Source organism: Falsiroseomonas sp. CW058 (assembly GCF_050563535.1).
Taxonomy (GTDB): Bacteria; Pseudomonadota; Alphaproteobacteria; order Acetobacterales; family Acetobacteraceae; genus Falsiroseomonas.
In genome coordinates, this window is the sequence record NZ_JBNXUO010000017.1 from 1 (window position 1) to 22950 (window position 22950).

Consider the following 22950-nt stretch of genomic DNA (forward strand, 5'->3'; position numbering starts at 1 on the left):
GGCGCCTCGTCCTCCGGACGGACGTAGCCGCGCTCGACGCGCAGGGCGCCCGAGCCATCGATGCTGACGAAGGCGCCGGCGCGGGCGGTCTCCGCCGGATCATAGGCGACCGGCCGCTCGTCGAGGGCGGCAATCGCCTCCTCGATCTCGGCCAGCCGCGCGTCGGTTTCCTCCGGCACGTCGTCGGCCTCGGCACAGGCCCGCTCCAGCTCTTCGTACTCGGCCTGCAGTCTCGCACGCCGCGCCGCTTCCTCCTCGCTCAGCGGCTCGGCCGTGCCGGCCAGGCGGCGCAAGCCGTAGGTGTGGCCATACGGGAAGTCCGGCGCCGCCTCGACCCAACGCCAGCCCTCCGCCCGGATCGCCTCCGCCTCGCGCGTCAGTCGCTCATGCGCGAGCCGGTCGAGGGTCACGGGATCCTGCCACCAGCCGCCATCGTCGGCCGCGAAGAGGTCGCGCAGGATGATCCCGCCCGCTGCCTCGTAGGCTGCGGCGCCGACGAAGCGCGCCCGGCGGTCGGAGGCGCGGACGGCGCCCTCCGTCAGCAGGCGGCGGATTTGGTGGGGCTCGCGGATCGGCAAGCGCTGAAGTGCGTCCCACACCGCCTCCTGCCTGGCGTGGTCGGGGCTGACGGTGAAGGCCATCAGCTGATCGAGCGTCATGCCGTCCTCGGCGTAGACGTCGAGCAGCCGCGGCGAGACGGCGGCCAGCCGCAGCCGCTGCTTCACGACGGCGCCCGACACGAAGAAGGCCGCAGCGATCTCCTCCTCGCTCCTGCCCTTCTCGCGCAGGGCCTGGAAGGCGCGGAACTGGTCGAGCGGGTGCAGCGGCGCGCGCTGCACGTTCTCGGCCAGGCTGTCCTCCTCGGCGAGGCCCTCGGTGCGGATGACGCAAGGGATCGGCGCGGTGCGGGCGAGGCGCTTCTGCTTCACAAGGAGCTCCAGCGCGCGGTACCGCCGCCCGCCCGATGGGACGTCGAACATCCCGGTCTCCACCCCGTCTGCGTCGAGCACGGGGCGAACGGTGAGGCTCTGGAGCAGGGTGCGGCGGGCAATGTCCTCGGCCAGCTCCTCGATGGCGATGCCGGCCTTGATGCGGCGGACGTTGGCCTGGCTGAGCACGAGGCGGTTGAACGGGATGTCGCGCGAGGCGGACAGCGCGATCTTCGGCGTGGACTTCGACATGGGGCTCTCCATAACGGGCCGGCCGGGAGCCTCTCTCCCGACCCCGATCCCGTCACGAAATCCCTCTCGGTTCTCTGTCTCTGATCCCGACCGACGACGCGGCGCTTCCGCAGATAGGTCAGCAGCGCGACCGATCATGCCATCATCGAGATGGACTTCGCCGGCCGTGCCACGGGCTGGAGCCCGGGCGCCAAGCGGGTGCTCAGCTGGACGGCGGCGGCGATCGGCCCGGACAGGTCGGCCATCTGGACCGAGGAGGACCGTGCAGCTGGCGTGCCTAAGCGCGAGCGGCAGGTCGCGGACGAACCGGCAGCGCGGCCGACGGGCGGTGGCCCTGCCGCGCGACGGCACGCGCTTCGGCTTCCGCGACGTCCGCGCGTGTGACCCACAGGGCGGAGAGACCGCCGGCGGCTGCGGTAGTGGCCAGCGGCCGCGAGTAGGGCGCGGCCCCCGCCAGTGGCGGGGGAGACGCCAGTGCCAGGGTCAGCCCCGTCCTATGCCGATGCGCACCGGCTCAATCCGTTCTTCAGGATCCTTACTCTGGGCGGCACCGGCAGCGCGCGTCTCCAAGTGGCAGCCTGCGCGTTGGTTACGATCAACCGTGCTTGCGGATGCAAGCGGCTGCCCCACGGCCGATCCGTTGCAATGTGACGACTTCGTCCGATTGCGACAGGCGCAGCATCCTTTGTCGCGCCGACGGTGCCATGCCGCAACAACACGCCGCCATTCTCCGTCGTGCCGCACCGAAGGGGTGCCTGGCTGCTTCGGAGAGAGAACCCATGCCCACGCGTATCCGCGTCACCCTTGCCCTCGCGCTTGCTGCCGGCCTTGCCGCTGCACCGGGCCTCGCCCGTGCCGACGGGCAGCCGGTGATCTCGCTCGAGGTGACGCAACTCGGGCGGTTGCCCGTCCAGATCTACTCCGACCGTGCCTCGCCCGTCGTCACCCTGCCTGTCAAGCGCATGACGGGCAGCGGCGAGAACGTCGAAATCGAGTACGACACCACCGCCACGCCGCGCCCTGTCGTCTCGCTTCCGGTGAGGCGCATCACTGGCAGCGGAGAGAACGTTGATATCGAGTACGACGAGGAAGCCGGCGCGCGGCTGCCCCACACCATGCCGAATGTCGGCGGCGGGCATAACGCCGCGCTCTGGAACCTGCGGAGCCTGCCGCCCTCGATCCGGTGACGGCATCGCGGCCCGGCCCCGCCGGGTGCCGGGCTGCAATGATTCGTCATGATTGCGCAACCCAGGCGACGGGAAAGCCCGCCAGAGTGCGCCCGAACCAGGAACAAACAGGAGGCCGCGTGAACGCGCGCATTCTTCTCGCCGCGGCGCTGCTCGCCGCGACCTCCCCTGCCTTTGCCTCGCCGCTGCGGGAGGCCTTTGATACCGCCGCGGGGCTGAATGCCGAGCTCCGCACCCTGGAGAGCCGCCGGGCCGAGATCGAGGCCCGGCTCCGCGGCGCGAACGCCCTCACGCCGGGGGCGCCAAGCATCGCCTTCGGATACACCGACGACCGCTTCAGCCAGAACCGCGGATTTCGCGAAGCTGAAGTGGAGCTCGGCGTCCCGGTCTGGCTGCCCGGCCAGGCCCGAGCCCAGCGCGGGCTCGCCGAGGCCGAAGCACAGCGGTTGGCAGCCCAGATCGCCCTCCAGCGGCTGACCCTGGCGGGGGAGGTCCGGGATGCCTACTGGACCTGGGCCACGGCGGAGGCCTCCCTGGCTGCGGCCCGTGCCCGCGCGGCGAGCGCCACCGCCCTCGCGCGCGACGTGGCACGGCAGGCCCGGGGCGGGCAGGTCCCGCGCGCCGAGGAACTCCTCGCCTCGGCCGATGCGCGGGAGGCGGAGGCTGCTCTGCGCGAGGCGGAGGTGACCTTGCGCGAGGCCCGCCTCGCCTTCCGTGCCCTGACCGGACGCGACCCGGCTACCGGCTGGGAGGAGGCACCGCGCGAAGGCGCCGCCGCGGTGGACCACCCCCGTCTCCTCGCCGCACGCCTCGGCCAGGATGTCGGACGCGCCTCCCTGCGCGTCGCGGTTGTCGAGGACCGCGAGAGCCCGGAGCTGTCGATCTTCGGAAGGCAGGAGCGCGACGAGCGCGGTGCCGGCTGGGACAGCCGGCTCGGCGTGCGGATCCGCATCCCCTTCGCGCACGAGCCGCGCAACGCCGAGCGGCGGGCGGTGGCCCAGACGGAACTCACCACCGCGGCGGCTGAGACCGCGACGGCCGAGCGCCTCATCGCGGCCGAACGCGAACGGGCGAGGACGGCGCTGGCCGATGCGCGGGCCGCGGCACGCCTCGCCGAGGAGCGTCACCGGGCGCTTTCGGAGGCCGCCGCTCTCTCAGAAGCCGCCTTCCGCGCGGGGCAGACCGGCCTCGCCGAGACGCTGCGCATCCGGGCCTCCCTCGCGGCCGCGGACGCCGATCGCCGGCGGAGCGGCGTTGCGCTGCGACAGGCTGCCTCCCGCCTCAACCAGGCCCTTGGAGTGGAACCGTGAGCCCTGTGATGTTCCGGCCCCTGCGGGCCCTCCTCCTGGCTGTTGCCCTGGCTACCCTCGCTCCGGCGGCCCTCGCGCATCCGGGGCACGGAGACGAGGCGCCGCCCCCCTCCAATGCCGCTCCGCGTGGCGAGACGCACTCCGACCTCTTCGAGGTGGTGGCGGTGCTCGGCCCTGACGGGCGCCTCTGGATCTACCTCGAACGCCACGCGACGAACGAGCCGCTGGAGGGTGCGGCGCTCGAGCTGACCATCGACGGCCAGCCGGTGCAGGCGACCCGCGCCGGCGAGGCGATGTTCGTGGCGAGCAGCCCGACACTGGCGGCGCCTGGCACACGGAACCTGCTGTTCACCGTCTCGGCGGGCTCAGAGATGGACCTCCTGCCGGCGACGCTGGACGTCCCGACCGCCGTGGCAGCCGTGCATGCCGAAGGCGGGCTTGGCCAGACGCTCGCGAACCTCGTCCGCGAGCCCTTCGCCTGGGCGGGTGCCGTCCTGTTCCTCCTACTCGGGGTCTTGCTGGGGCGCGCTTCGGCGCCGCGCCGGCTTCCCCCCCTGGTGGAGGAGGAAAGGCGTCCGGAAGCGGTGCCCGAAACTGTCGCGCCGAAGTCCGGGGCGACCGTCTTGCCGAAGCGCGCAGCGGCGGCCGCGTCGGTGGTCCCGCTGGCCGCATTCCTCGTCGCCCTGTTCGCCGCGGGCCATGCCGTCGCGCAGCCGATGGATGCGCCGCGGCGCCAGCCAGACGGCAGCGTCTTCGTGCCGAAGCCGACGCAACGCCTGCTCGGCGTGCGCACCGCCATAACCGCGCGCGCCGACGCCCCCGTCTCGGTCCAGGTCGTCGGCCAGGTGATGGCTGACCCCAACGCGTCGGGGCGCGTGCAGGCGCCGCAGGGTGGCCGGATCGAGCCGCCCGAGGGCGGCTTCCCGACGCTCGGCAGCCGCGTCGCGCGCGGCCAGGTCCTGGCGTGGATCGTGCCGGTGCTTGCGGCGCAGGAGCGCAGCGGCGTCCAGGCCAGCATCGCGGAACTCGATGCCCAGATCGCCATCGCCCAGGGCCGCGTCCAGCGCCTGTCGGGCCTCGCCGGCAGTGTCTCCGCCCGGGAGATCGCCGAGGCCCGGGCCGAGCTGGAGGGGCTGCGGCAGCGCCGCGCCGCGATCGGCGCGGGCCTGAACGGCCGCGAGCCGGTGCACGCGCCGGCGGCCGGCGTGGTGAGCGTCGTCAACGCGATCGCGGGGCAGATCGTGGACGCGCGGGAGCCGCTCTTCGAGGTGGTTGACCCGCAGCGGCTCTGGGTGGAAGCGGTTGCCTTCGACCCGAGCCTCGTCGCCGAGGTGGCGGCGGCCGCCGCGGTCACCACGGCTGGGCAGCCGCTCCGCTTGTCCTTCATCGGGCGAGGTCTCGCCCTTCGCCAGCAGGCGATTCCGCTGCAATTCCGCATCGAGGACGTCCCGCCGGGCCTTTCCGTCGGCACCCCCGTCACGGTCACGATGCAGACGCCGCGCCGTGCGGGCGGCGTCGTGCTGCCCGCGGATGCGGTGGTCCGCAGTGCCGAAGGCAGCCAGATCGTCTTCGAGATGCCGGGGGCCGAACGCTTCGTGCCGCGCCCGGTGCGCGTGCAGCCGCTGGATGGCCGCAACGTCCTAGTCACCGCGGGCCTGGACCCTGGCATCCGTGTCGTGACGCAGGCGGCCAGCCTCGTCGCCCAGGTCCGGTGATCCGATGTTCAACATCCTCGTCTCGGCCAGCCTGCGGAACCGCCTGTTCGTCCTCGTCGCGGCGGCGATCCTCGTCGTCTACGGCGCGCTGACGCTCCAGCGGCTTCCCGTCGACGTCTTCCCCGACCTCAACAAGCCGGTCGTCACCCTCATGACGGAGGCCGAGGGCCTGGCGCCGGAAGAGGTGGAGCTGCTGGTCTCCTTCCCAATGGAGACGGCGATGAACGGCATGCCCGGCGTCACCCGGGTACGCTCCGTCTCGGGCGTGGGGCTCTCCATCGTCTTCGTCGAGTTCGACTGGGGCACGGACATCTGGGTCAACCGCCAGCAGGTCTCCGAACGCCTGTCGCTGGTGCGCGCCCAGCTGCCGCCGAACGTGGTCCCGCAGATGGCGCCCGTTTCCTCCATCATGGGCGAGATCATGCTGGTGGCGATGTCCACCGACGGTCGCGCGAGCCCGATGGAGCTGCGCGAGCTGGCGGATTGGGTGGTCCGTCCTCGCCTGCTCACCATCCCCGGCGTGAGCCAGGTGATCCCGATCGGCGGCGAGGTCCGGCAGTACCGCGTGGTGCCGGACGTGGCGCGGATGAACGCCCTCGACATCACCCATGAGCAGGTGGTGGCGGCGCTGCGGCAGTTCGGCGTCAACACCGGCGGAGGCTACGTCGACCAGGCGGGCCGCGAGTACCTCATCCGCAACATCGGCAGGACAACGCGCCTCGACGACCTCGCGGGCACGCCGGTCGGCTTCAGGGCGGGTCAGCCGATCCTCCTGCGCCAGGTCGCGACAGTGGAGTATGCGGCCCGGCTGAAGCGCGGCGAGGCGGGCAGCATGGGCCGGCCGGCCGTGATCCTCTCCATCCAGAAGCAGCCGGCAGCAGACACCGTGACCCTGACCGCCCAGGTGGAGGCCGCGCTGCGTGAGCTTCAGCGCTCGATGCCGCCCGGCGTGGTCGCCGACAAGGTGCAGTTCCGGCAGGCCGACTTCATCGAGGCCTCGATCGGCAACGTGAAGAAGGTGCTGCTGGAAGCGGTGGCGGTGGTGGCCGTCGTGCTGTTCCTGTTCCTGCTGAACGGGCGCACCACCTTCATCTCGCTGACCGCGATCCCTCTCTCGGTGCTGATCACGGTCGTCGTCTTCCACCTGCTGGGCCTCTCCATCAACACCATGACGCTCGGCGGGCTCGCCATCGCGATCGGCGAGCTGGTGGACGACGCCGTGGTGGACGTGGAGAACGTCTTCCGGCGGCTGCGGGAGAACCGCGAGAGAGCCAATCCGCTGCCCGCCATCACGGTGGTGGCCCAGGCAAGCCAGGAGGTGCGGTCCGGCATCGTCTACGCGACGATGATCGTGATCCTGGTCTTCGTGCCGCTGTTCGCACTGTCCGGCATCGAGGGGCGGCTCTTCGCGCCGCTCGGGGTCGCCTACATCGTCTCCATTCTTGCCTCGCTGGTGGTGTCGATCACCGTCACGCCGGTGCTCTGCTACTACCTGCTGCCGAACATGAAGCGGATGGAGCACGGCGACAGTGCGCTGGTGCGGGTACTGAAGCGCTGGAACGAGCGGGCGCTGCTCTGGGCCTTCGCGCGTGCCCGGCTCGTCTACCTCGCCGCGGGCACCGCGGTTGCCGTGGCGATCGCCACCGTGCCCTTCCTGCCGCGCTCCTTCCTCCCGCCTTTCAACGAGGGGACGCTGACCATCTCGCTCCAGTTCCAGCCCGGGATCAGCCTCGCCGAGGCGAACCGGCTGGGGCGCGAGGCCGAGCGGCTCATCATGGCCGTGCCCGAGGTGCGCACCATCGGGCGGCGGACCGGCCGCGCGGAGCTCGACGAGCACGCCGAGGGCGTCCACTCCTCCGAGATCGATGTCTCGCTGCACCCCTCGGCGCGCGGCAAGCAGGAGATCGCGGCGGACATCCGCGCGCGCCTCGCGGTGCTGCCGGGCAGCGCGAATGTCGGCCAGCCCATCGGGCACCGGCTCGACCACATGCTCTCCGGCGTGCGCGCCGAGATCGCGCTGAAGATCTACGGCGACGACCTCGACACGCTGCGGACGCTGGCGGACGGCATGCAGCAGCGGCTTGCCGCAATACCCGGGCTGACCGACCTGCAGATCGAGCGCCAGGTGCGGGTGCCGCAGCTCCAGGTGGCGGTCAACCACGAGCGTGCGGCGCTCTACGGCGTCTCCGCCACCGCGGTGGCGGAGGCGTTGCAGTCCCTCTCGGGCGGACAGGTGGTCAGCCAGGTCGTGGATGGGTCGCGCCGCTTCGACCTGGTGCTGCGCCTCTCGGACGAGGACCGGACCGGTGCCGGCCTCTCGGCCGTGATGATCGAGACGCCAGGCGGGCGGGTCCCGCTCTCCCTGCTGGCCGAGATCCGGGACACCGACGGCCCGAACCAGATCCTCCGCGAGAACGGGCGCCGCCGGATCGTGGTGCTCGCCAACACGGACGGCTCCGACATGGCCGCGATCGTCGCGCGGATCCGGGCGGAGATGGCCGCGGCGCAACTGCCGTCGGGCTACTTCCTGGCGCTCGAAGGCACCTTCCAGGCGCAGGAAGAGGCGTCCCAGCTCATCGCGGGCCTCTCGCTCGTCTCGCTCTCGCTGATCTTCCTGGTGCTCTACGGCCGCTACCGCTCGGCGGTGCTGGCGCTGATCATCATGGGCAACGTGCCGCTCGCGCTGGTCGGCGCGATCGCCGCCCTCTGGATCGCCGGGCAGCCGCTCTCCGTCGCGTCCATGATCGGGTTCATCACGCTCGCCGGCATCGCCACCCGAAACGGCATCCTGAAGGTCAGCCACTATCTCAACCTGGCGCTGCTGGAGGGCGAGCGCTGGGGACTGGCCCTGGTCATCCGCGGCAGCCTGGAGCGGCTGACACCGGTGCTGATGACGGCGCTCTCGGCTGGGTTCGCCCTCATCCCGCTCATGATCGGGGCGAGTGAGCCGGGGAAGGAGATCCTTCACCCCGTCGCCGTCACCATCTTCGGCGGGTTGATCACCGCCACGCTGCTGGACACCTTCCTCACCCCGCTCCTCTTCCACCGCTTCGGCCGGCCGGCGCTGGAGCGCCTGCGCGAGCGGCAACGGGAGCTCAAGACGGCGGAGGCCTACTGACATCATGACGGAGCACCCCATGACGACCCGACGACTGATGGCGGCCGGCCTCGCGGCCCTCGTCCTCGCCCCCGAGAGCCTGCGCGCCCACGAGCCGCGGCGAGGGCCGAATGGCGGCCAGAAGGTCGACATCGGCAGCAACCATGCCGAGCTGGTGGCCCAGGGGAACACGCTCCGGCTGTTCCTGTTCGACGCCGCGGACCGGCCAATGGCCGTGAGCGGCGCGACGGCCCAGGCAGTGGTGCTGGCAGGCGGCAGGCAGGCGACCGTTCCCCTGACCCCGGTGGGGGAGAATCTCCTCCAGGGCACGGGCGACTTCACGGCCGCGCGTGGTATGCGCGCGGTGGTGACCCTGACCCTGCCGGGCCAGCGCCCGGCCCAGGCGCGCTTCACGCCACTGGACCAGGACTGAACGGAGATCGACCACACGCAATGTCACCGGAGACGCTTCCGCCGGAGGCTCATATCCTCGTCGTCGAGGACGACGGGGAGATGCGGAACCTGATCGCCAAATTCCTCCGCCAGAACGGCTTCCGCGTGACCGGTGCGCGCGACGGCCGCGAGATGTGGGAGACGCTCGGGGCGGCGCCGGTCGACCTGGTGCTGCTCGACGTCATGCTGCCGGGGCAGTCCGGCCTCGACCTCTGCCGCGCCCTCCGTTCGCGCAGCGCGGTGCCGATCATCATGGTCACCGCGCGCGGCGAGGAGACGGACCGTGTCCTCGGCCTCGAGCTCGGCGCCGACGACTACATCCCGAAGCCCTTTGGCCGGGCGGAACTGCTCGCCCGGGTCCGCGCGCTTCTCCGCCGCGCGCGCACACCCGGCGGGCCGGAGCCGGTGGCGGGCGCCCCGGGCGACCGCATCCTGTTCGCCGACTGGTCGCTCGACACGAGGCGACGGGAGCTTATCTCACCCGAGGGCGTGGCGGTGGACCTCTCGGGCGGCGAGTACGACCTGCTGCTGGCCTTCTGCGAGCACCCACAGCGCGTGCTGAGCCGCGACCAGCTTCTCGACCTTGCGCGGAACCGCATGGCCTTCAACGGCACCGAGCGCTCGGTAGACGTGATGGTCAGCCGGCTCCGGCGGAAGCTCGAGCCGACGGACGACAGCCCGGCCATCATCAAGACCGTCCGGGGCGCGGGCTACATGCTCATCCCTGCCGTCAAGCGGAGCACATGAGGATCCTGCGCCACCTCGTCCCGGATACGCTCGGCGGCAGGGTCGTGCTGGTGCTGCTCGTCGGGCTGATGGCGTTCCACCTCGGCAGCCTCTGGCTGCACCAGGTCGGGACGGAGGCGGTCCTCGGAACCACGCGCGAGGCGCAGCTCGCCGAGCGGCTGGCAGCGGCCAAGCGGGCGGTGGCCGAGCTTCCCTCCGCGGAGCGCGACCGGACGGCACATGCCCTGTCCTCGGCGAGCCTCGACATGCACTGGACGCCGGCGCCGACGGTGCGCCTGCTGGATGAGTCGAGCGCCCGGATCGAGGCGCTGCGCGCCCGGCTGGGCGAGCTGGTTCCGGAACTCGACGTGTCCGGCCTGCGCCTGGGCTATGCCGAAGACGCGCCCCATGCGACGCCCCATCTGCTGCTCGGCGCGTTGCCGCTGCCGGACGGCACCTGGCTGAACTTCTCCGCGGCTCTCTTCCGCCCGACCGCGCCGGAACACGCGACCTTCGCGTCGACGACGGCGATGGCACTCGGCATCCTGCTGCTCGGCCTCCTGGTCGTCCGGCTCATCGCCCGGCCGCTGCGTGAGCTGTCCGACGCGGCCGACCGGGTCGGCGAGCGAGGACCGGCGGTGCCGATCCCGGAGGACGGGCCGCGCGAGGTGAGGCACGCCGCGCAGGCCTTCAACCGCATGCAGGCGCGCATCGACCGGCTGATCGCCGACAGGACGCAGGCCCTCGCAGCGGTCAGCCATGACCTGCGCACGCCGATTGCCCGGCTCCGGTTGCGCGCTGGGTTCCTGGATGACCTGGAGGCGGCGCGCGCGATCGACACGGATCTCGACGAGATGGAGGCGATGATCGCGGCCACGCTCGCCTATCTCCGCGGCGACAGCGAGACGGAGGAGCGCCGCGCCGCTGATCTCGTGGCGATGATCGAGACGCTCTGCGACGCCGCCGCGGATGCGGGCGCGCCGGTTACCTACGCCGGCCCCGCCCAGGCGCGGCTCCTCTGCCGGCCGGTGACGCTCAAGCGGGCTTTCGCCAACCTCATCGACAACGCCGTGAAATACGGCGGCGGCGCCCGTGTGGAGCTCCAGGATGCGGGCGACAGGCTGGTGCTGATGGTGTCGGATGAAGGTCCCGGCATTCCTGATGCCGAGCTGGAGGCGGTTTTCGAGCCCTTCCGACGCCTTGAGGCGTCGCGCAACCGCGGCACGGGCGGCAGCGGTCTCGGTCTGACCATCGCGCGGCAGGCGGTGGAGGGGCACGGCGGGACCCTGCGCCTCTCCAACCGGCAAGGAGGCGGGCTGGTGGCGCGGGTGGAACTTCCCAAATCGCCGGCAGCCGCAGTGAAGGAAACAGTGTCGTGATGGTGCCCAGACGTAGTGCCCTGCTCGCCGCCCTCGGCCTCCTGGCGGCACCGCCGACGCTTGCGGAAACCCCGCTCCCGCGCCTCCAGGTCTGGCGAGATGCGGGGTGCGGCTGCTGCGGTGCCTGGGTGGACCACATGCGCGCGGCGGGCTTCCCGGTGGAAGACAACATCGTGCGGTCCGTCGCATCCGCGCGCCGGATGCTTGGGACGCCGGCGGATCTCCTCTCCTGCCATGCCGGCCTGGTGGGCGGCTACGTGCTGGAGGGGCATGTCCCGGCGCTTGCCGTGAAACGCCTGCTCACGGCGCGGTCCACGACCATCCGCGGCCTCGCCGTGCCCGCCATGCCGACGGGATCGCCCGGCATGGAGGTGCCGGGCGCGGAGCCCGACACCTACGACGTGATCGCCTTCGACGCCGGCGGCGGCCGGATGAGCTTCATGCGCTTCCGGGGCGGCGACCCGGTCTAGCCGGGCCCCGTTCCCACCCAGGTCACCCCGTTCGGCGTACGGCCGGTGCGGAAGCGGCGCGTGACGCGGCCGGCTGCCACGTCGATCTCGGCCAGCGTGTCGTCATGCAGGTTCGTCACGAACGCACGGCTGCCATCGTCGCAGATGGCGATGCCATGCGCGCCGCGCCCGGTCTCGACCGTCGCCGCGACGCGGCCGGCCGCGACGTCCACCACCGAGACGTTGGTTCCCGGGGCGGCGCGCGTGCCCTCGTTGGCCACGTAGAGCAGCCGCCCATCCGGCGTCGCGAAGACCTGGACGGGGCCGCGGCCTACGGGGATGCGGCGCAGCACCCTGCGGCTCGCGACCTCGATCTCGGCCACGGCGTCTGCGCCGCGAAGCGACACATAGGCCCGCGACCCGTCCGGCAGGAAACCCACCTGCACGGGCGAGGGGCCGGCCTGCACCCGCGCTACCTCCTCGCCGCGCGCGACGTCCACGACAGAGATCGTTCCATCGCGGACATTGGCGACCCAGGCTTCGCGCCCGTCCGGGGAGAGGCGGAGGCCGTGCGGATAGTCGCCGACCCGGACCGTCGCGGCGACCGCGCGCCGTTCGAGATCCACCACCAGCAGCGCGTCAGCCTCCGAATCCGTCACGAAGGCCCGGGCGCCGTCCGCGTCAGCCACGACATGCGCGGGGTGGCGGCCAACTGGAAACTCCGCCACGAGGCGTGGCGCGGCGCCCGGCACGGGCTCGAGCACCGCCATGCGGGCCGATGCGGGGCCATGCCCTGGACCATGCGCGGTCTGGGCGTTCCCCACTGCCAGCAGCCACCGGCCACCGCCGACCGCCTGAACATTGTGCGGCGCGATCCCGATCCGGACGGTCGTAACCCGGCCACTGGCAAGGTTGATGGCGCTGATCGTGCCGCTTCCCTCGTCGGCGGTGAACGCCGTGCCGCCGCACGCGGCCGCGGCCCGCGCCGCCGGCAGGCCCGCGGCGAAGCCGACGCCGGCGAGCAGCATCAAGCCCTGCCGGCGCGAGATGATCGACATGGAACCCTCCTCATATCCGTGAAGGTGAGGCTTGCATGCCGGCATGACGGCAACGCGAACCGACTGCGACAAAGCATGTCGCAATCGGCCATCTTCGGGTCAGGTCGCCACCCGCTCTGCCTTCCAACCCGCCGCCGCCAGCACCTGCGCCAGCCGTTGTGCTTCCGCGTCTGCCGCGTCGACCTCCACGATCCGGCGTTCGAGGTCGAAGCGCAGCGGCGCCTCGGCGGCCGCCTCGCGCAGGGTGGCGGTCACGCCCTTCGCGCAGCCGCCGCAGGTCATGTTGGAGATGTGGAACCGGACCATCCTGTCCTCCTCTGGCCTCTGTTCATGTCGGAAGGTGGGGTTTGCCCCCGTGGCAAGGTCAAGGGCCGGGCGGGTGCGACATGTTTTGTCGCATTGTTGCGGCAAAACCGATGGAAGCGGGCCGAGTTGGCTCCACGGCAGCCAGCCGCGGGGCGGAGCGCGTCCGCGCGCCCGGGGGCGGCTGCTTCCCCGCAACAAGGAGGCCACCATGCACGCGCAACAGATGATCAGCACGCATCCCCACGTGAAGGGCAACACCAACGACGCCCTCATCCGCTGCATCGAGGAGTGCTTCGACTGCGCCCAGACCTGCACCTCCTGTGCCGATGCATGCCTCGGCGAGAGCACCGTGGCGCAGCTCAAGCAGTGCATCCGCCTGAACCTCGACTGCGCCGACGTTTGCGCGGCCGCCGGTGCGGTCGCCTCGCGCCGGACCGGCTCGAACGAGGAGGTGATCCGCCAGATGCTGATGGCCTGCGAGACTGCCTGCCGGATGTGCGGCGAGGAATGCGAGCGCCACGCCGGCCACCACGAGCACTGCCGCATCTGCGCGGAGGCCTGCCGCCGCTGCGAGAAGGCCTGCGCCGAGGCGATGCGGAGCATGGCCCGGCACTGACCCGCCGGCCGCATGGCTGCCCCGGGATCCTGCGGTCCCGGGGCGCTTGACCTTCCCACATTGGGAAACCCCATCTGTGCGGCCAAGCACACCTTCGAAGGAGGGCAGGCATGGCCCCGGACACCCATCTCCAGCACCGCACGGCGGGGTCCAGCACCACAACGGACGCGGTCACCCTTCCTGTAGAGGGCATGACTTGCGCCTCCTGCGTCGGGCGCGTCGAACGAGCGCTCAAGGCGCTGCCGAACGTCGAGAAGGCGTCCGTGAACCTAGCCACGGGCCGGGCCGAGATCCGCTTCGCCGGCACCCCGGACATACCCGCCGCGATCGCCGCCGTGGAACGCGCCGGCTACGAGGTGCCGGAGGAGACGACGGAGCTCTCCGTCGAGGGCATGACCTGCGCCTCCTGCGTCGGGCGCGTGGAGCGGGCGCTCCGCGGCGTGCCGGGGGTGCTGGAGGCCTCGGTGAACCTCGCGACGGAGCGCGCCGCGGTGCGCCATCTCGGCACGGTGCCGGAAGGCGCCCTGGAAGCTGCGATCCGCAGGGCGGGCTACGAGGCCCGCCGCACCGCGCTGGAGGCCGCCGGCGCGCGGGAGGACCGGGAGCGCGCGGCGCGGGAGCGGGAGCTCTCCTCGCTGCGGCGCGCCACCCTGGTGGCGGCGATGCTGACCCTGCCGCTTTTCGTGCTGGAGATGGGCGGGCACCTGATCCCCGCCCTGCATCACTGGATCGCGGGCAGCATCGGCACCCAGACCTCCTGGGTGGTCCAGTTCGCCCTGGCCACGCCGGTGATGTTCGGCCCCGGCCTGCGCTTCCACCGCAAGGGCTGGCCGAACCTGCTGCGCGGCGCGCCGGACATGAACTCGCTGGTCGCGATCGGCACCGGCGCCGCCTGGGCCTACTCCGTCGTCGCCACCTTTGCTCCGGGCCTGCTGCCGGCGCAGGCGCTGGCCGTCTACTACGAGGCCGCGGCGGTGATCGTCACGCTGATCCTGCTCGGCCGGTTCCTCGAGGCGCGCAGCAAGGGCCGGACCTCCGAAGCGATCAAGCGGCTCATGGGGTTGCAGGCGCGCAGCGCGCGTGTCGAGCGCGGCGGCGAGGCAATGGAGGTGCCGGTCGGCGAGGTGCGCGCCGGCGACATCGTCCTGGTCCGTCCGGGCGAACGCGTTCCGGTGGATGGCGAGGTGCTCGACGGCGCCTCCTACGTGGACGAGAGCATGGTGACCGGCGAGCCGGTTCCGGTGGCGAAGGAGGCCGGTGCCCGCGTTGTCGGCGGCACCGTCAACGGCAACGGGGCCTTCCGCTTCCGCGCCACCGCGGTCGGCGCCGACACCGTGCTGGCGCAGATCGTGCGCATGGTCGAGGCGGCGCAGGGCTCGAAGCTACCGATCCAGGCGCTGGTGGATCGGGTGACGATGTGGTTCGTCCCGGCGGTGATCGCGGTGGCGGCGCTCACCTTCCTCATCTGGCTGGTCTTCGGTCCAGACCCCGCGCTGACCTTCGCGCTGGTGAACGCGGTGGCGGTGCTGATCATCGCCTGTCCCTGCGCGATGGGGCTGGCCACGCCCACCTCGATCATGGTCGGCACCGGCCGCGCCGCCGAGATGGGCGTGCTGTTCCGCCGCGGCGAGGCACTGCAGTCGCTGCGCGAGGCATCGGTGGTGGCGGTGGACAAGACCGGCACGCTCACCAAGGGCCGGCCGGAGCTCACCGACCTCGTGACCGCCCCGGGCTTCGCGGCCGACGAGGTGCTGGCCCTGGTCGCCGCGGTGGAGGCGCGGTCCGAGCACCCCCTCGCCGAGGCGATCGCAGCCGCCGCCCGGGCGCGCGGCTTGGCACTGGCCGAGCCGGAGGGCTTCGAGGCGGTGCCGGGCCATGGCGTCGCCGCGACGGTGGGCGGGCGGCGCGTGGCGGTCGGGGCGGACCGCTACATGGCCCGCCTCGGCATCCCGGTCTCCCCCTTCGCGGAAGAGGCCGCACGGCTGGGGGACGAGGGCAAGACGCCGCTCTACGCGGCGGTGGACGGGCGGCTTGCCGCCGCCATCGCGGTCGCCGACCCGATCCGGGAGACGACGCCGGCCGCGATCGAGGCGCTGCACCGGCTTGGCCTGAAGGTCGCGATGGTCACCGGCGACAACCGCCGGACCGCGGCCGCCATTGCTCGGCAGCTCGGCATTGACGAGGTCGAGGCGGAGGTGCTGCCGGAGGGCAAGGTCGCGGTCGTGGAGCGGCTGAAGGCCGGCGGAACCCGCAAGGTGGCCTTCGTCGGCGACGGCATCAACGACGCGCCGGCGCTGGCCGCGGCCGATGTGGGGCTGGCCATCGGCACCGGCACGGACATCGCCATCGAGAGCGCAGACGTCGTGCTGATGGGCGGCGACCTGCGCGGCGTGCCGAACGCCATCGCGCTCAGCCAGGCGACGATCCGCAACATCCGCCAGAACCTGTTCTGGGCCTTCGCCTACAACGCGGCGCTGATCCCGGTGGCGGCGGGAGTGCTGTACCCCGCCGCCGGCATCCTGCTGTCGCCCATCCTGGCGGCGGCGGCGATGGGGCTGTCCAGCGTCTTCGTGCTGACCAACGCCCTCAGGCTCCGGGGCTTCCGGCCGCCGATGGGAGGCGCGGCCTGAAGCCGTGCCTCCCGCTCACGGCCGCACCCGGTGGCCGTAGTCGATCGGGTGCACCGAGACCATCTCGGCGGCAGCGTAGAAGACGAGCAGCGCGACGGCCGCCTCGGCCCAGACCGAGCGGCCGAGACGCTCGCCGGCTCCCCTCTCCCCGGCTGAGAGCGCCGGGGACAGGCGCAGGCGGTGCCATGCCGCGAAGCCGAGCATCAGCAGGACCAGCAGCACCTTCGCCACCAGCGCCCAGCCGTACCAGCTCGCCGCGAGCAGATCCCAGCGGCCGACAAGGAACCAGGCCGCGACCAGCCCCGCCGCCAGCACCGCGCCCACCGTGCCGATCGCAACGCGCGACCAGGCGGCGACGAGGTCCGCCGCCGCGGGCCCGCCGCGTCGTGCGGCCCAGGCGAGGGGCGGCAGGCTGCCGACCCAGAAGGCCACGGCGAGCAGGTGCAGGGTCACGAGGGCCGAGAGCTCCTGCCTCGGGCGGTAGAGCGTCGAATGCCCCATCGCGGCATAGCTGGCCGCGACCATGAGCGCCCCCATGGCGGCCAGCGCCGGCGCCACGCGCCAGGATGTCGCCAGCATCGCCACCAGACCCAGCCCGATCACCCGGATGTAGAAGGCATCGCCGATGCGCGAGGCCATCTTGGCGTCCCAGGTCTCACCGTCGAGGATCGACTCCCCCGCCGTCAGGACGCCCGAACGCACGAACAGCGCCGCGATCGAGAGCGCGATGCCGAGCATCGCCGCGCCGAGCGTCCAGCGCCGCAGACGGACGGAGAGCACGGGGTCGAGACGGTGCGCGAAGCCGATCGCGAAGAGCGCAAGGCCAGCGGCCCCGAGCGTCGCAGCGTAGTAGCCGGCGCGCAGGACCACAGTCGCCGCGTCCCAGGCGCTGGCACCGGGCTGGAGGTATTCGAGGGTCATGGCGTGTGGTCCCCTTGGACCTGGAACTGGATTGTGCCGCGGATAGGGTGGCCATCGGCGGAGATCGCCCGCCACTCGATGCGCCAGGGCCCGGACGGGATCGGTGCGACCGGGACGGCGCGTTCCTCCCGCGACGGCGATGCGTCGCCGTCGCGCCGCAACGGGACAGCCCGGCCGGCGGCGCCGAGCAGGCGGAAGGTCGTCACCTGGACGGGTTCGTTGAACGCCAGCCGCAGCTCCGTTGGCGGCTCCGCCAGCACGGCGCCCTGCGCCGGCTCCGCCCGTCGCAGTTCCGAGTGGGCCCGTACCGGCCCCGGCACCGAGGCAACAAGGAGCACCAGGAGACCAAGACGTCTCCTCCACCGGCACGGGTAGAGTGGGGACAAGGGCGGAAGCTCGGCATGGCCGAACATGAAGGATTGTTCATGTGGCCCCACAAGGTCGTCCGGCCGCTGCAATGAAACTTCACGAAAGGCGGCGGCCCCTGACCGCTGACATGTTTTGTCATGATCGGCTGACAGGCCGGACATGCCGCGGCCCCATCCTCCGTTTCGCCCATAGAACCGGAGAAGTCGTCGATGTCCCGCCTGCCTGCCTCCCTCGCCCTCGCCGCCGCGCTCGCCGTATCCGGCGGGGTGGGAGCCGCCCTTGCGCAGGGCAGCCCTCACCACGGTCCGCACCGTGCCACGCCGGTCCAGGCCGCGCCCGGCCAGGTGCCGCCGAGTGCCGAGCAGATGCAGCAGATGATGCAGATGATGGGGCGCATGACCCCCGATCAGATGCGTCAGATGCACGACCAGATGATGCAGCGCATGACCCCGGAGCAGCGTGCCCAGATGATGCAGGGCATGGGCGGCATGATGGGCGGGATGATGGGCGGTGCGCGCCCACCGGGCGCGGCCGTGCAGCCCCAGCAGGGGGCCGATCCGCACGCCCATGGCGCACCGGGCGCGCAGGGCGCCGCGACCTCGCCCTCGACGGCCGCCTTCCTTGCGGCAAACGAGAAGATGCACCGCGAGATGGCGCTGCAGTTCACCGGCGACGCCGACCGCGACTTCGCGGCCGCGATGATCCCGCACCACCAGGGCGCAATCGAGATGGCCCGCATTCAAATCCAGTTCGGCCGCGATCCCGACATGCGCCGCCTAGCCGAGGCGGTGATCCGCGAGCAGGAGCGGGAGATCGCGGAGCTGCGCGCCTTCCTCGCCCGGCAGCGCTGAGCCGGCGCGCGGCGGAGGCCGGCGATGGATCGGCGCGACGTGGGCTGCGGTGGCGGGCCCGACGAGGCGGTGCGTGCCGCTCTCGTCGAGGGGCAGGCTGCGATCCGCGTCTGGCTGTTCCGGCAGCTCGGGGGGGATGCGGAGGCGGCGGCGGAGGTGCTGGCAGCTTTCTGCCTCCGCGCGTTGGAAGCCGCTCCGCGCCTGCGTGATGGCGCCGCGCTCCGCCCGTGGCTCTCTCGCATCCTCAGAAGCGTGCTCGCGGACCATCACCGGCGGGAACGGCGTCGGCTCCGCCGGAGCGCACCCTTGGAGATGGCAGCCGAGCACCCTGCCGACCACGATCTTCCCTGCGCCGAGACTGCCGTCTGCGAGTGCCTGGAGAGCCTGCTCCCGACGCTTGCCCCGGCGGAGGCGGACCTCATCCGTCGCCTCGACCTTTGCGGCGAGGCACGGGCAGACGTCGCGGCCGCGCTCGGGATCAAGCAGAACGCGCTGAGGGTGCGGCTGCACCGGGCGCGGGCCGCGCTGCGCGAGCGGTTCCTGGAGATGTGCCGGCACTGCGTTGCGGCCGGTCTCGGGCCCTGCGCCTGCCCGCAACCTCTGGCGGAGGCCCTGTAACGCGGCCCCCCCCACGACGTCTCTTCCAGATGCGGCACTGCGCCGGCCGCATCGGACCGATCAGGCGCACAACCGGATTGAGGAAGGCCGGACATGACACAGGCACAGGAGACGGCGCCTCTCGCCGACACTCTCTGGCGCCTTGGCGCGCTGATGCCCTGGAGGGGCGCGCCATGGCTCGCCGAAGCCGAGGAGCGCGCGCAGCGGCGCCCCGCGGTCTTCGCTCTGCTCCACAGCCTGGGAGCCGAACAGGAGAGGGCTGTCGAAGGCGCGCTCGCTATGGCGGACATCGCCTTCCGCCGCGCCTGCGACGCGGGCCAGCGCCTCGCCGCAGCGCGGAATCCGCTGGAGCTGGCCACCGCACAGACCGGGCTCGCGCTCGCCCTGGCGGAATGGAGCGCGACGCCGACGCGGGCGTGGCTCGACAGCCTCCCGCGGCTCCATGCCTGCTGCATGGCCGCGGTGGAAGGTGCTGGGGAGGCCAACTCCCCGGATGGGGCTGCGGCTCCAGCGGCTGCGCCCGGGCGGGTCGGGCCGGCTCACGACCGCGCCGCCGCGGAGTAGCGGACCATGAACACGCACCCGACCGCACGTCCGCCGACAGGCGCCGCGCAGGTGGACACGAGGGCGTGCCGCGCCCCTCGCAAGGTGTTCGCCTGATGCCCGGGCAGCCGCAACCGGGCGTTGCCGCCACGCCGCGCGTCATCCCCGCAGGTTTCGCACTGAGCGGCCTGTTCGTCGTGAGCTACCTGCTCTGCATCGCGGCCGGCCTGGTGCTCCCCGCACCGGCGATGCACGCCTTCCTCACGACCGTCATCCCGTGGTTCCGCTGGCTGGACCTCGGAAGCTTCGTGCTCGGCCTCGTCTTCGTCGCTGCCCTCGGTTGGTACGCCGCGGCGGTGTTCGTCCCTCTCTACACATGGGCGCTCCGGCGCTTCGGCTGACGGAACAGCAGGTATGTCCCCCAACGACGCGCACGCCCATCACGGCCACCACAGGCACCGGCAGGCCGAAGCGGCGGGCCCGCACTCGCCTGGGGCGCCATCGCACGCGCATGGTGGACATGGTGCTGCGAAGGGCGCCGCCCATGGTCAGGAGGGTCACGATCACGGCGCGATGGTGGAGGACTTCAAGCGCCGCTTCTGGATCTGCCTGCCCTTGACGGTTGGGGTCGTGCTCCTCTCCGAGCACATCCAGATGCTCGTCGGCCTTCCTGGGCTGATCGACTTCCCCGGTGCGCGGCTCGTCGAGGCGGCGCTCGCCAGCATCGTCTTCTTCTACGGCGGCTGGCCGTTCCTCAGCGGCCTGCTCGGCGAGCTGCGCCGCGGCAAGCCGGGCATGATGACGCTGGTGAGCCTCGCCATCGTCTCCGCCTACCTCTACTCGCTCGCGGTTCTTCTCGGCCTCGAAGGCGCAGTCTTCTTCTGGGAAACCGCGACGCTCATCCTGGTGATGCTGCTCGGCCACTGGATCGAGGCGAAGTCGGTGCTTGGCGCCTCCGGCGCGCTCCAGGCGCTGGTGCGACTGATGCCCGCGACGGCCACGCGGCTGCGGCAAGGCGGCGCGACCGAAGAGGTGCCGCTCTCCGCGCTGGCCGCGGGCGACCAGGTGCTGGTCAGGCCCGGCGCGAAGGTGCCGGTGGACGGCACGGTGACGGAGGGGCGCTCCTCCGTCGACGAGTCCATGCTCACGGGGGAGTCGAAGCCGGTCGAGAAGGGCCCGGGAGCGCGCGTCGTCGGCGGATCGGTGAACGGCGAAGGTGCGCTCACCGTCACCATCGACCGTACGGGCGGCGAGACCTATCTCTCGCAGGTCATCACCCTCGTCGAGCGCGCGCAGGCCAGCCGGTCCCGCACCCAGGACCTGGCGAACCGTGCGGCGGCGATCCTCACCTGGGTCGCCATCATCGTCGGCGGCGGCACCTTCCTTGCCTGGCTGCTCCTCGGCGCGCCGCTCGCCTTCGCGCTGGAGCGGATGGTGACGGTGATGGTCATCTCCTGCCCGCACGCGCTGGGGCTCGCGGTGCCGCTCGTCGTCGCCGTCAGCACGGAGCTGACGGCCCGCAACGGCCTGCTGGTGCGCGATCGCGCCGCCTTCGAGCGGGCGCGCGGACTGCAGGCGGTGGTGTTCGACAAGACCGGCACCCTGACCGAGGGCGCCTTTTCCGTCGCGGCGGTGGTGCCGCTCAGCGCCGGGCTCCGCGAGGCGGAGGTGCTCCGGCTGGCGGCCGGCCTCGAATCCGCGTCCGAGCACCCGATCGCGAAGGGGGTCCTGCGCGGTGCGGCCGAGCGCGGGATCGAGGCACCGGCAGCCACTGACTTCCGCAACCTGCCCGGGGAGGGCGCGCGCGCCACGGTCGACGGCCGCCAGGTCGAGGTGGTCAGCCCCGGAACGCTGCGCCGGCGCGGCATCGAGGTGAAGGACCCGCGCGTAGCGGCCGAGCAGGAGGCGGGCCGCACGGTCGTCTTCGTGCTGGTGGACGGCGCCCTGGCCGGCGCGGTGGCGCTAGCCGACGTCGTGCGGCCGGAAAGCCGGGAAGCGATCCGCCAGCTGCACGCGCTCGGCCTGCGCTGCCTGATGCTGACGGGCGATGCGCGGCCCGTGGCCGAGCAGGTCGGCCGCGAACTCGGCCTTGACGAGGTGCGCGCCGAGGTCCTGCCGCACCAGAAGTCCGAGACGGTCCAGGCCATCCAGGCCACCGGCCTCTCCGTCGCGATGGTCGGCGACGGCGTGAACGATGCGCCGGCGCTGGCGCAGTCCGACCTCGGCATCGCGATCGGCTCGGGCACGGATGTGGCGGCCGAGGCGGCCGACATCGTGCTGGTCAGGAACGACCCGCGGGACGTCGTGGCGATCCTGGCCCTCGCCCGCGCCACCTACAACCGCATGGCCCAGAACCTCGCCTGGGCCACCGGCTACAACGTCATCGCCATACCCCTGGCCGCTGGCCTGGCCATGCCCTGGGGGATCCTTCTCTCACCCGCGCTCGGCGCCGCCCTGATGTCGCTCTCGACGGTCGTCGTGGCGGTGAACGCGCGGCTCCTCGGCCGGCAGGGGGCACGCCGCCTCGCCCTGCTCCGCCGCGACGTGGCGCTCACCGAGGCGGCGGGGGCAAGGAGGTAAAGACCATGTCGGCCCATCATCAGCACGGCCCTTCAGGGCCCGAGCCGGCCGCCGGAGACAGCTTCTGGCGCAGCCGCGCCGGCATCGCCTTCACCGTCTTCGCCGTCGCGGCCGCGGTCTATCTGCTCTTCGAGCATCGGGTGCACGTGCTGGGGGCGCTGCCCTGGCTCCTGCTCCTGCTCTGTCCGCTGATGCACCTCTTCATGCACGGCGGACATGGTGGCCATGGCGGCCATGGCGGCTCTCCGGGCGGCCGCGCGCAGGGCGGGCGTGGGGAGGTGTCGTGATGCCCGCCGACAACGGCTACGGCCTCTGGCTGCTCGCGGCCGCCAATGCGGCGCTGTTCATCGCCTTCGCCTTCAGCTTCGCGCGCCCCCTGACTCGTCGGGACTGGCGCGGCTTCGGCGCCTTCTCCGCCTTTATCGTCGCGCTGTTCGCGGAGATGTACGGCTTTCCGCTGACGATTTACCTGCTGTCCGGCTGGCTTCAGTCGCGCTGGCCCGGCATCGCGTGGTTCAGCCACGATGCCGGCCACATCCCGGAGATGCTGCTCGGCTTCGGGGTGAACCCGCATTTCGGGCCGTTCCATGTGGCAAGCACGGTGCTCATCCTGCTCGGCTTCTGGCTCGTCTCGGCGGCCTGGCCGGTGCTCTGGCGCGCTGTGCGCGCGGGCCGGCTCGCGACGGCGGGTGTCTATGCGCGGTTGCGGCACCCGCAATATGTCGGGTTCATCATCATCCTGACCGGCTTCCTCCTGCAGTGGCCGACGCTGGTGACGCTGGCGATGTATCCGGTGCTCGTGGTCATGTACGTCCGCCTGGCGCGCCGGGAGGAGCGGGAGGCATTGGCGCGGTTCGGCGATGCCTATGCCGACTACATGCGGCGCGTGCCGGGGTGGATCCCCCGCTTTGGCGGCCCGGCGGCGAGCGACGGCCGTGCGGCGACCGGCTGAGATCGCCAT

The 22950-nt window shown here is 72.2% G+C and carries 22 protein-coding genes; 17 read left to right on the forward strand and 5 right to left on the reverse strand.

Going from position 1 to position 22950, the window contains the following annotated elements:
• Positions 1–1181: ParB/RepB/Spo0J family partition protein (locus tag ACK8OX_RS14550; protein WP_430664880.1), on the reverse strand; the 1181-nt coding region annotated here is incomplete at its 3' end.
• Between the two features lie 779 nt (positions 1182–1960).
• Between ACK8OX_RS14550 and ACK8OX_RS14555 the strand changes: the two genes are divergently transcribed.
• The 8 genes from ACK8OX_RS14555 (at position 1961) to ACK8OX_RS14590 (ending at position 11518) form a co-directional block, all read left to right on the forward strand.
• Complete coding sequence (locus tag ACK8OX_RS14555) at positions 1961–2368, forward strand: hypothetical protein (protein ID WP_430664881.1); 408 nt, start codon at positions 1961–1963, stop codon at positions 2366–2368.
• A gap of 119 nt (positions 2369–2487) precedes the next feature.
• The gene (locus ACK8OX_RS14560; protein ID WP_430664882.1) at positions 2488–3678 is read left to right on the forward strand and encodes a TolC family protein; all 1191 of its coding nucleotides are present in this window, start codon (positions 2488–2490) and stop codon (positions 3676–3678) included.
• An 8-nt stretch (positions 3679–3686) separates the two neighbouring features.
• Positions 3687–5393, forward strand: a complete 1707-nt coding sequence (locus ACK8OX_RS14565; RefSeq protein WP_430664883.1) for an efflux RND transporter periplasmic adaptor subunit — start codon at positions 3687–3689, stop codon at positions 5391–5393.
• A 4-nt stretch (positions 5394–5397) separates the two neighbouring features.
• Complete coding sequence (locus ACK8OX_RS14570; RefSeq protein WP_430664885.1) at positions 5398–8511, forward strand: efflux RND transporter permease subunit; 3114 nt, start codon at positions 5398–5400, stop codon at positions 8509–8511.
• Positions 8512–8530: 19 nt separating this feature from the next.
• On the forward strand, positions 8531–8923 hold the full coding sequence (locus ACK8OX_RS14575) for a hypothetical protein (protein WP_430664886.1): 393 nt from the start codon (positions 8531–8533) through the stop codon (positions 8921–8923).
• A gap of 20 nt (positions 8924–8943) precedes the next feature.
• Positions 8944–9690 carry a response regulator transcription factor gene (locus ACK8OX_RS14580; protein ID WP_430664887.1) on the forward strand — a complete coding sequence of 249 codons (747 nt, stop codon included), beginning with the start codon at positions 8944–8946 and terminating at the stop codon, positions 9688–9690.
• A 44-nt stretch (positions 9691–9734) separates the two neighbouring features.
• The gene (locus tag ACK8OX_RS14585; RefSeq protein WP_430664888.1) at positions 9735–11048 is read left to right on the forward strand and encodes an ATP-binding protein; all 1314 of its coding nucleotides are present in this window, start codon (positions 9735–9737) and stop codon (positions 11046–11048) included.
• Entirely contained in the window at positions 11048–11518 is a 471-nt protein-coding gene (locus tag ACK8OX_RS14590) for a DUF411 domain-containing protein (protein ID WP_430664889.1), read from the forward strand. The genes ACK8OX_RS14585 and ACK8OX_RS14590 overlap by 1 nt, the downstream gene beginning before the upstream one ends.
• Here ACK8OX_RS14590 and ACK8OX_RS14595 read toward each other — a convergent pair.
• Together ACK8OX_RS14595 and ACK8OX_RS14600 are read right to left on the reverse strand one after the other, a co-directional pair.
• Entirely contained in the window at positions 11515–12555 is a 1041-nt protein-coding gene (locus ACK8OX_RS14595; protein WP_430664890.1) for a beta-propeller fold lactonase family protein, read from the reverse strand. The two genes, ACK8OX_RS14590 and ACK8OX_RS14595, sit on opposite strands and share 4 nt — an antisense overlap.
• A 99-nt stretch (positions 12556–12654) precedes the next feature.
• Positions 12655–12861, reverse strand: a complete 207-nt coding sequence (locus tag ACK8OX_RS14600; RefSeq protein ID WP_430664891.1) for a heavy-metal-associated domain-containing protein — start codon at positions 12859–12861, stop codon at positions 12655–12657.
• Between the two features lie 208 nt (positions 12862–13069).
• Here ACK8OX_RS14600 and ACK8OX_RS14605 point away from each other — a divergent pair, with 208 nt between their 5' ends.
• Both ACK8OX_RS14605 and ACK8OX_RS14610 read left to right on the forward strand, forming a co-directional pair.
• On the forward strand, positions 13070–13477 hold the full coding sequence (locus ACK8OX_RS14605) for a four-helix bundle copper-binding protein (RefSeq protein ID WP_430664893.1): 408 nt from the start codon (positions 13070–13072) through the stop codon (positions 13475–13477).
• 110 nt (positions 13478–13587) lie between these two features.
• Positions 13588–16107 (forward strand): heavy metal translocating P-type ATPase, encoded by a 2520-nt coding sequence (locus ACK8OX_RS14610; RefSeq protein ID WP_430664894.1) that lies wholly within the window; start codon positions 13588–13590, stop codon positions 16105–16107.
• Between the two features lie 15 nt (positions 16108–16122).
• On the opposite strand, the gene ACK8OX_RS14615 is transcribed toward ACK8OX_RS14610, so the two are convergent.
• Positions 16123–17028, reverse strand: coding sequence for a CopD family protein (locus ACK8OX_RS14615; RefSeq protein ID WP_430664896.1), 906 nt, complete (start codon positions 17026–17028; stop codon positions 16123–16125).
• Positions 17025–17366 carry a copper resistance CopC family protein gene (locus tag ACK8OX_RS14620; RefSeq protein ID WP_430664897.1) on the reverse strand — a complete coding sequence of 114 codons (342 nt, stop codon included), beginning with the start codon at positions 17364–17366 and terminating at the stop codon, positions 17025–17027. Before ACK8OX_RS14620 ends, ACK8OX_RS14615 begins: the two co-directional genes overlap by 4 nt.
• A gap of 240 nt (positions 17367–17606) precedes the next feature.
• Between ACK8OX_RS14620 and copM the strand changes: the two genes are divergently transcribed.
• The 7 genes from copM (at position 17607) to ACK8OX_RS14655 (ending at position 22941) form a co-directional block, all read left to right on the forward strand.
• Positions 17607–18248: a CopM family metallochaperone gene (gene copM, locus ACK8OX_RS14625; protein ID WP_430664898.1), complete on the forward strand. Its 642-nt coding sequence runs from the start codon at positions 17607–17609 to the stop codon at positions 18246–18248.
• 24 nt (positions 18249–18272) lie between these two features.
• Positions 18273–18866, forward strand: coding sequence for an RNA polymerase sigma factor (locus tag ACK8OX_RS14630; RefSeq protein ID WP_430664899.1), 594 nt, complete (start codon positions 18273–18275; stop codon positions 18864–18866).
• 93 nt (positions 18867–18959) lie between these two features.
• Positions 18960–19430, forward strand: coding sequence for a hypothetical protein (locus tag ACK8OX_RS14635; protein WP_430664900.1), 471 nt, complete (start codon positions 18960–18962; stop codon positions 19428–19430).
• A gap of 176 nt (positions 19431–19606) precedes the next feature.
• Positions 19607–19810, forward strand: coding sequence for a hypothetical protein (locus ACK8OX_RS14640; protein WP_430664901.1), 204 nt, complete (start codon positions 19607–19609; stop codon positions 19808–19810).
• Between the two features lie 172 nt (positions 19811–19982).
• A complete protein-coding gene (locus tag ACK8OX_RS14645) occupies positions 19983–21989 on the forward strand; it encodes a heavy metal translocating P-type ATPase (RefSeq protein WP_430664902.1) in 2007 nt (668 codons plus the stop codon).
• Between the two features lie 5 nt (positions 21990–21994).
• On the forward strand, positions 21995–22276 hold the full coding sequence (locus tag ACK8OX_RS14650; protein WP_430664903.1) for a DUF2933 domain-containing protein: 282 nt from the start codon (positions 21995–21997) through the stop codon (positions 22274–22276).
• Positions 22276–22941 (forward strand): methyltransferase family protein, encoded by a 666-nt coding sequence (locus tag ACK8OX_RS14655; protein WP_430664904.1) that lies wholly within the window; start codon positions 22276–22278, stop codon positions 22939–22941. Before ACK8OX_RS14650 ends, ACK8OX_RS14655 begins: the two co-directional genes overlap by 1 nt.
• Positions 22942–22950 lie beyond the last annotated feature (9 nt).

Bases quoted from the DNA above. Each gene is read 5' to 3' on its own strand.
- ACK8OX_RS14555 (WP_430664881.1), top strand. From the start codon at position 1,961: ATGCCCACGCGTATCCGCGTCACCCTTGCCCTCGCGCTTGCTGCCGGC.
- ACK8OX_RS14565 (WP_430664883.1), top strand. From the start codon at position 3,687: ATGTTCCGGCCCCTGCGGGCCCTCCTCCTGGCTGTTGCCCTGGCTACC.
- ACK8OX_RS14570 (WP_430664885.1), top strand. From the start codon at position 5,398: ATGTTCAACATCCTCGTCTCGGCCAGCCTGCGGAACCGCCTGTTCGTC.
- ACK8OX_RS14575 (WP_430664886.1), top strand. From the start codon at position 8,531: ATGACGACCCGACGACTGATGGCGGCCGGCCTCGCGGCCCTCGTCCTC.
- ACK8OX_RS14580 (WP_430664887.1), top strand. From the start codon at position 8,944: ATGTCACCGGAGACGCTTCCGCCGGAGGCTCATATCCTCGTCGTCGAG.
- ACK8OX_RS14590 (WP_430664889.1), top strand. From the start codon at position 11,048: ATGGTGCCCAGACGTAGTGCCCTGCTCGCCGCCCTCGGCCTCCTGGCG.
- ACK8OX_RS14595 (WP_430664890.1), bottom strand. From the start codon at position 12,555: ATGTCGATCATCTCGCGCCGGCAGGGCTTGATGCTGCTCGCCGGCGTC.
- ACK8OX_RS14600 (WP_430664891.1), bottom strand. From the start codon at position 12,861: ATGGTCCGGTTCCACATCTCCAACATGACCTGCGGCGGCTGCGCGAAG.
- ACK8OX_RS14605 (WP_430664893.1), top strand. From the start codon at position 13,070: ATGCACGCGCAACAGATGATCAGCACGCATCCCCACGTGAAGGGCAAC.
- ACK8OX_RS14610 (WP_430664894.1), top strand. From the start codon at position 13,588: ATGGCCCCGGACACCCATCTCCAGCACCGCACGGCGGGGTCCAGCACC.
- ACK8OX_RS14615 (WP_430664896.1), bottom strand. From the start codon at position 17,028: ATGACCCTCGAATACCTCCAGCCCGGTGCCAGCGCCTGGGACGCGGCG.
- copM (WP_430664898.1), top strand. From the start codon at position 17,607: ATGTCCCGCCTGCCTGCCTCCCTCGCCCTCGCCGCCGCGCTCGCCGTA.
- ACK8OX_RS14630 (WP_430664899.1), top strand. From the start codon at position 18,273: ATGGATCGGCGCGACGTGGGCTGCGGTGGCGGGCCCGACGAGGCGGTG.
- ACK8OX_RS14635 (WP_430664900.1), top strand. From the start codon at position 18,960: ATGACACAGGCACAGGAGACGGCGCCTCTCGCCGACACTCTCTGGCGC.
- ACK8OX_RS14645 (WP_430664902.1), top strand. From the start codon at position 19,983: ATGGTGGAGGACTTCAAGCGCCGCTTCTGGATCTGCCTGCCCTTGACG.
- ACK8OX_RS14650 (WP_430664903.1), top strand. From the start codon at position 21,995: ATGTCGGCCCATCATCAGCACGGCCCTTCAGGGCCCGAGCCGGCCGCC.
- ACK8OX_RS14655 (WP_430664904.1), top strand. From the start codon at position 22,276: ATGCCCGCCGACAACGGCTACGGCCTCTGGCTGCTCGCGGCCGCCAAT.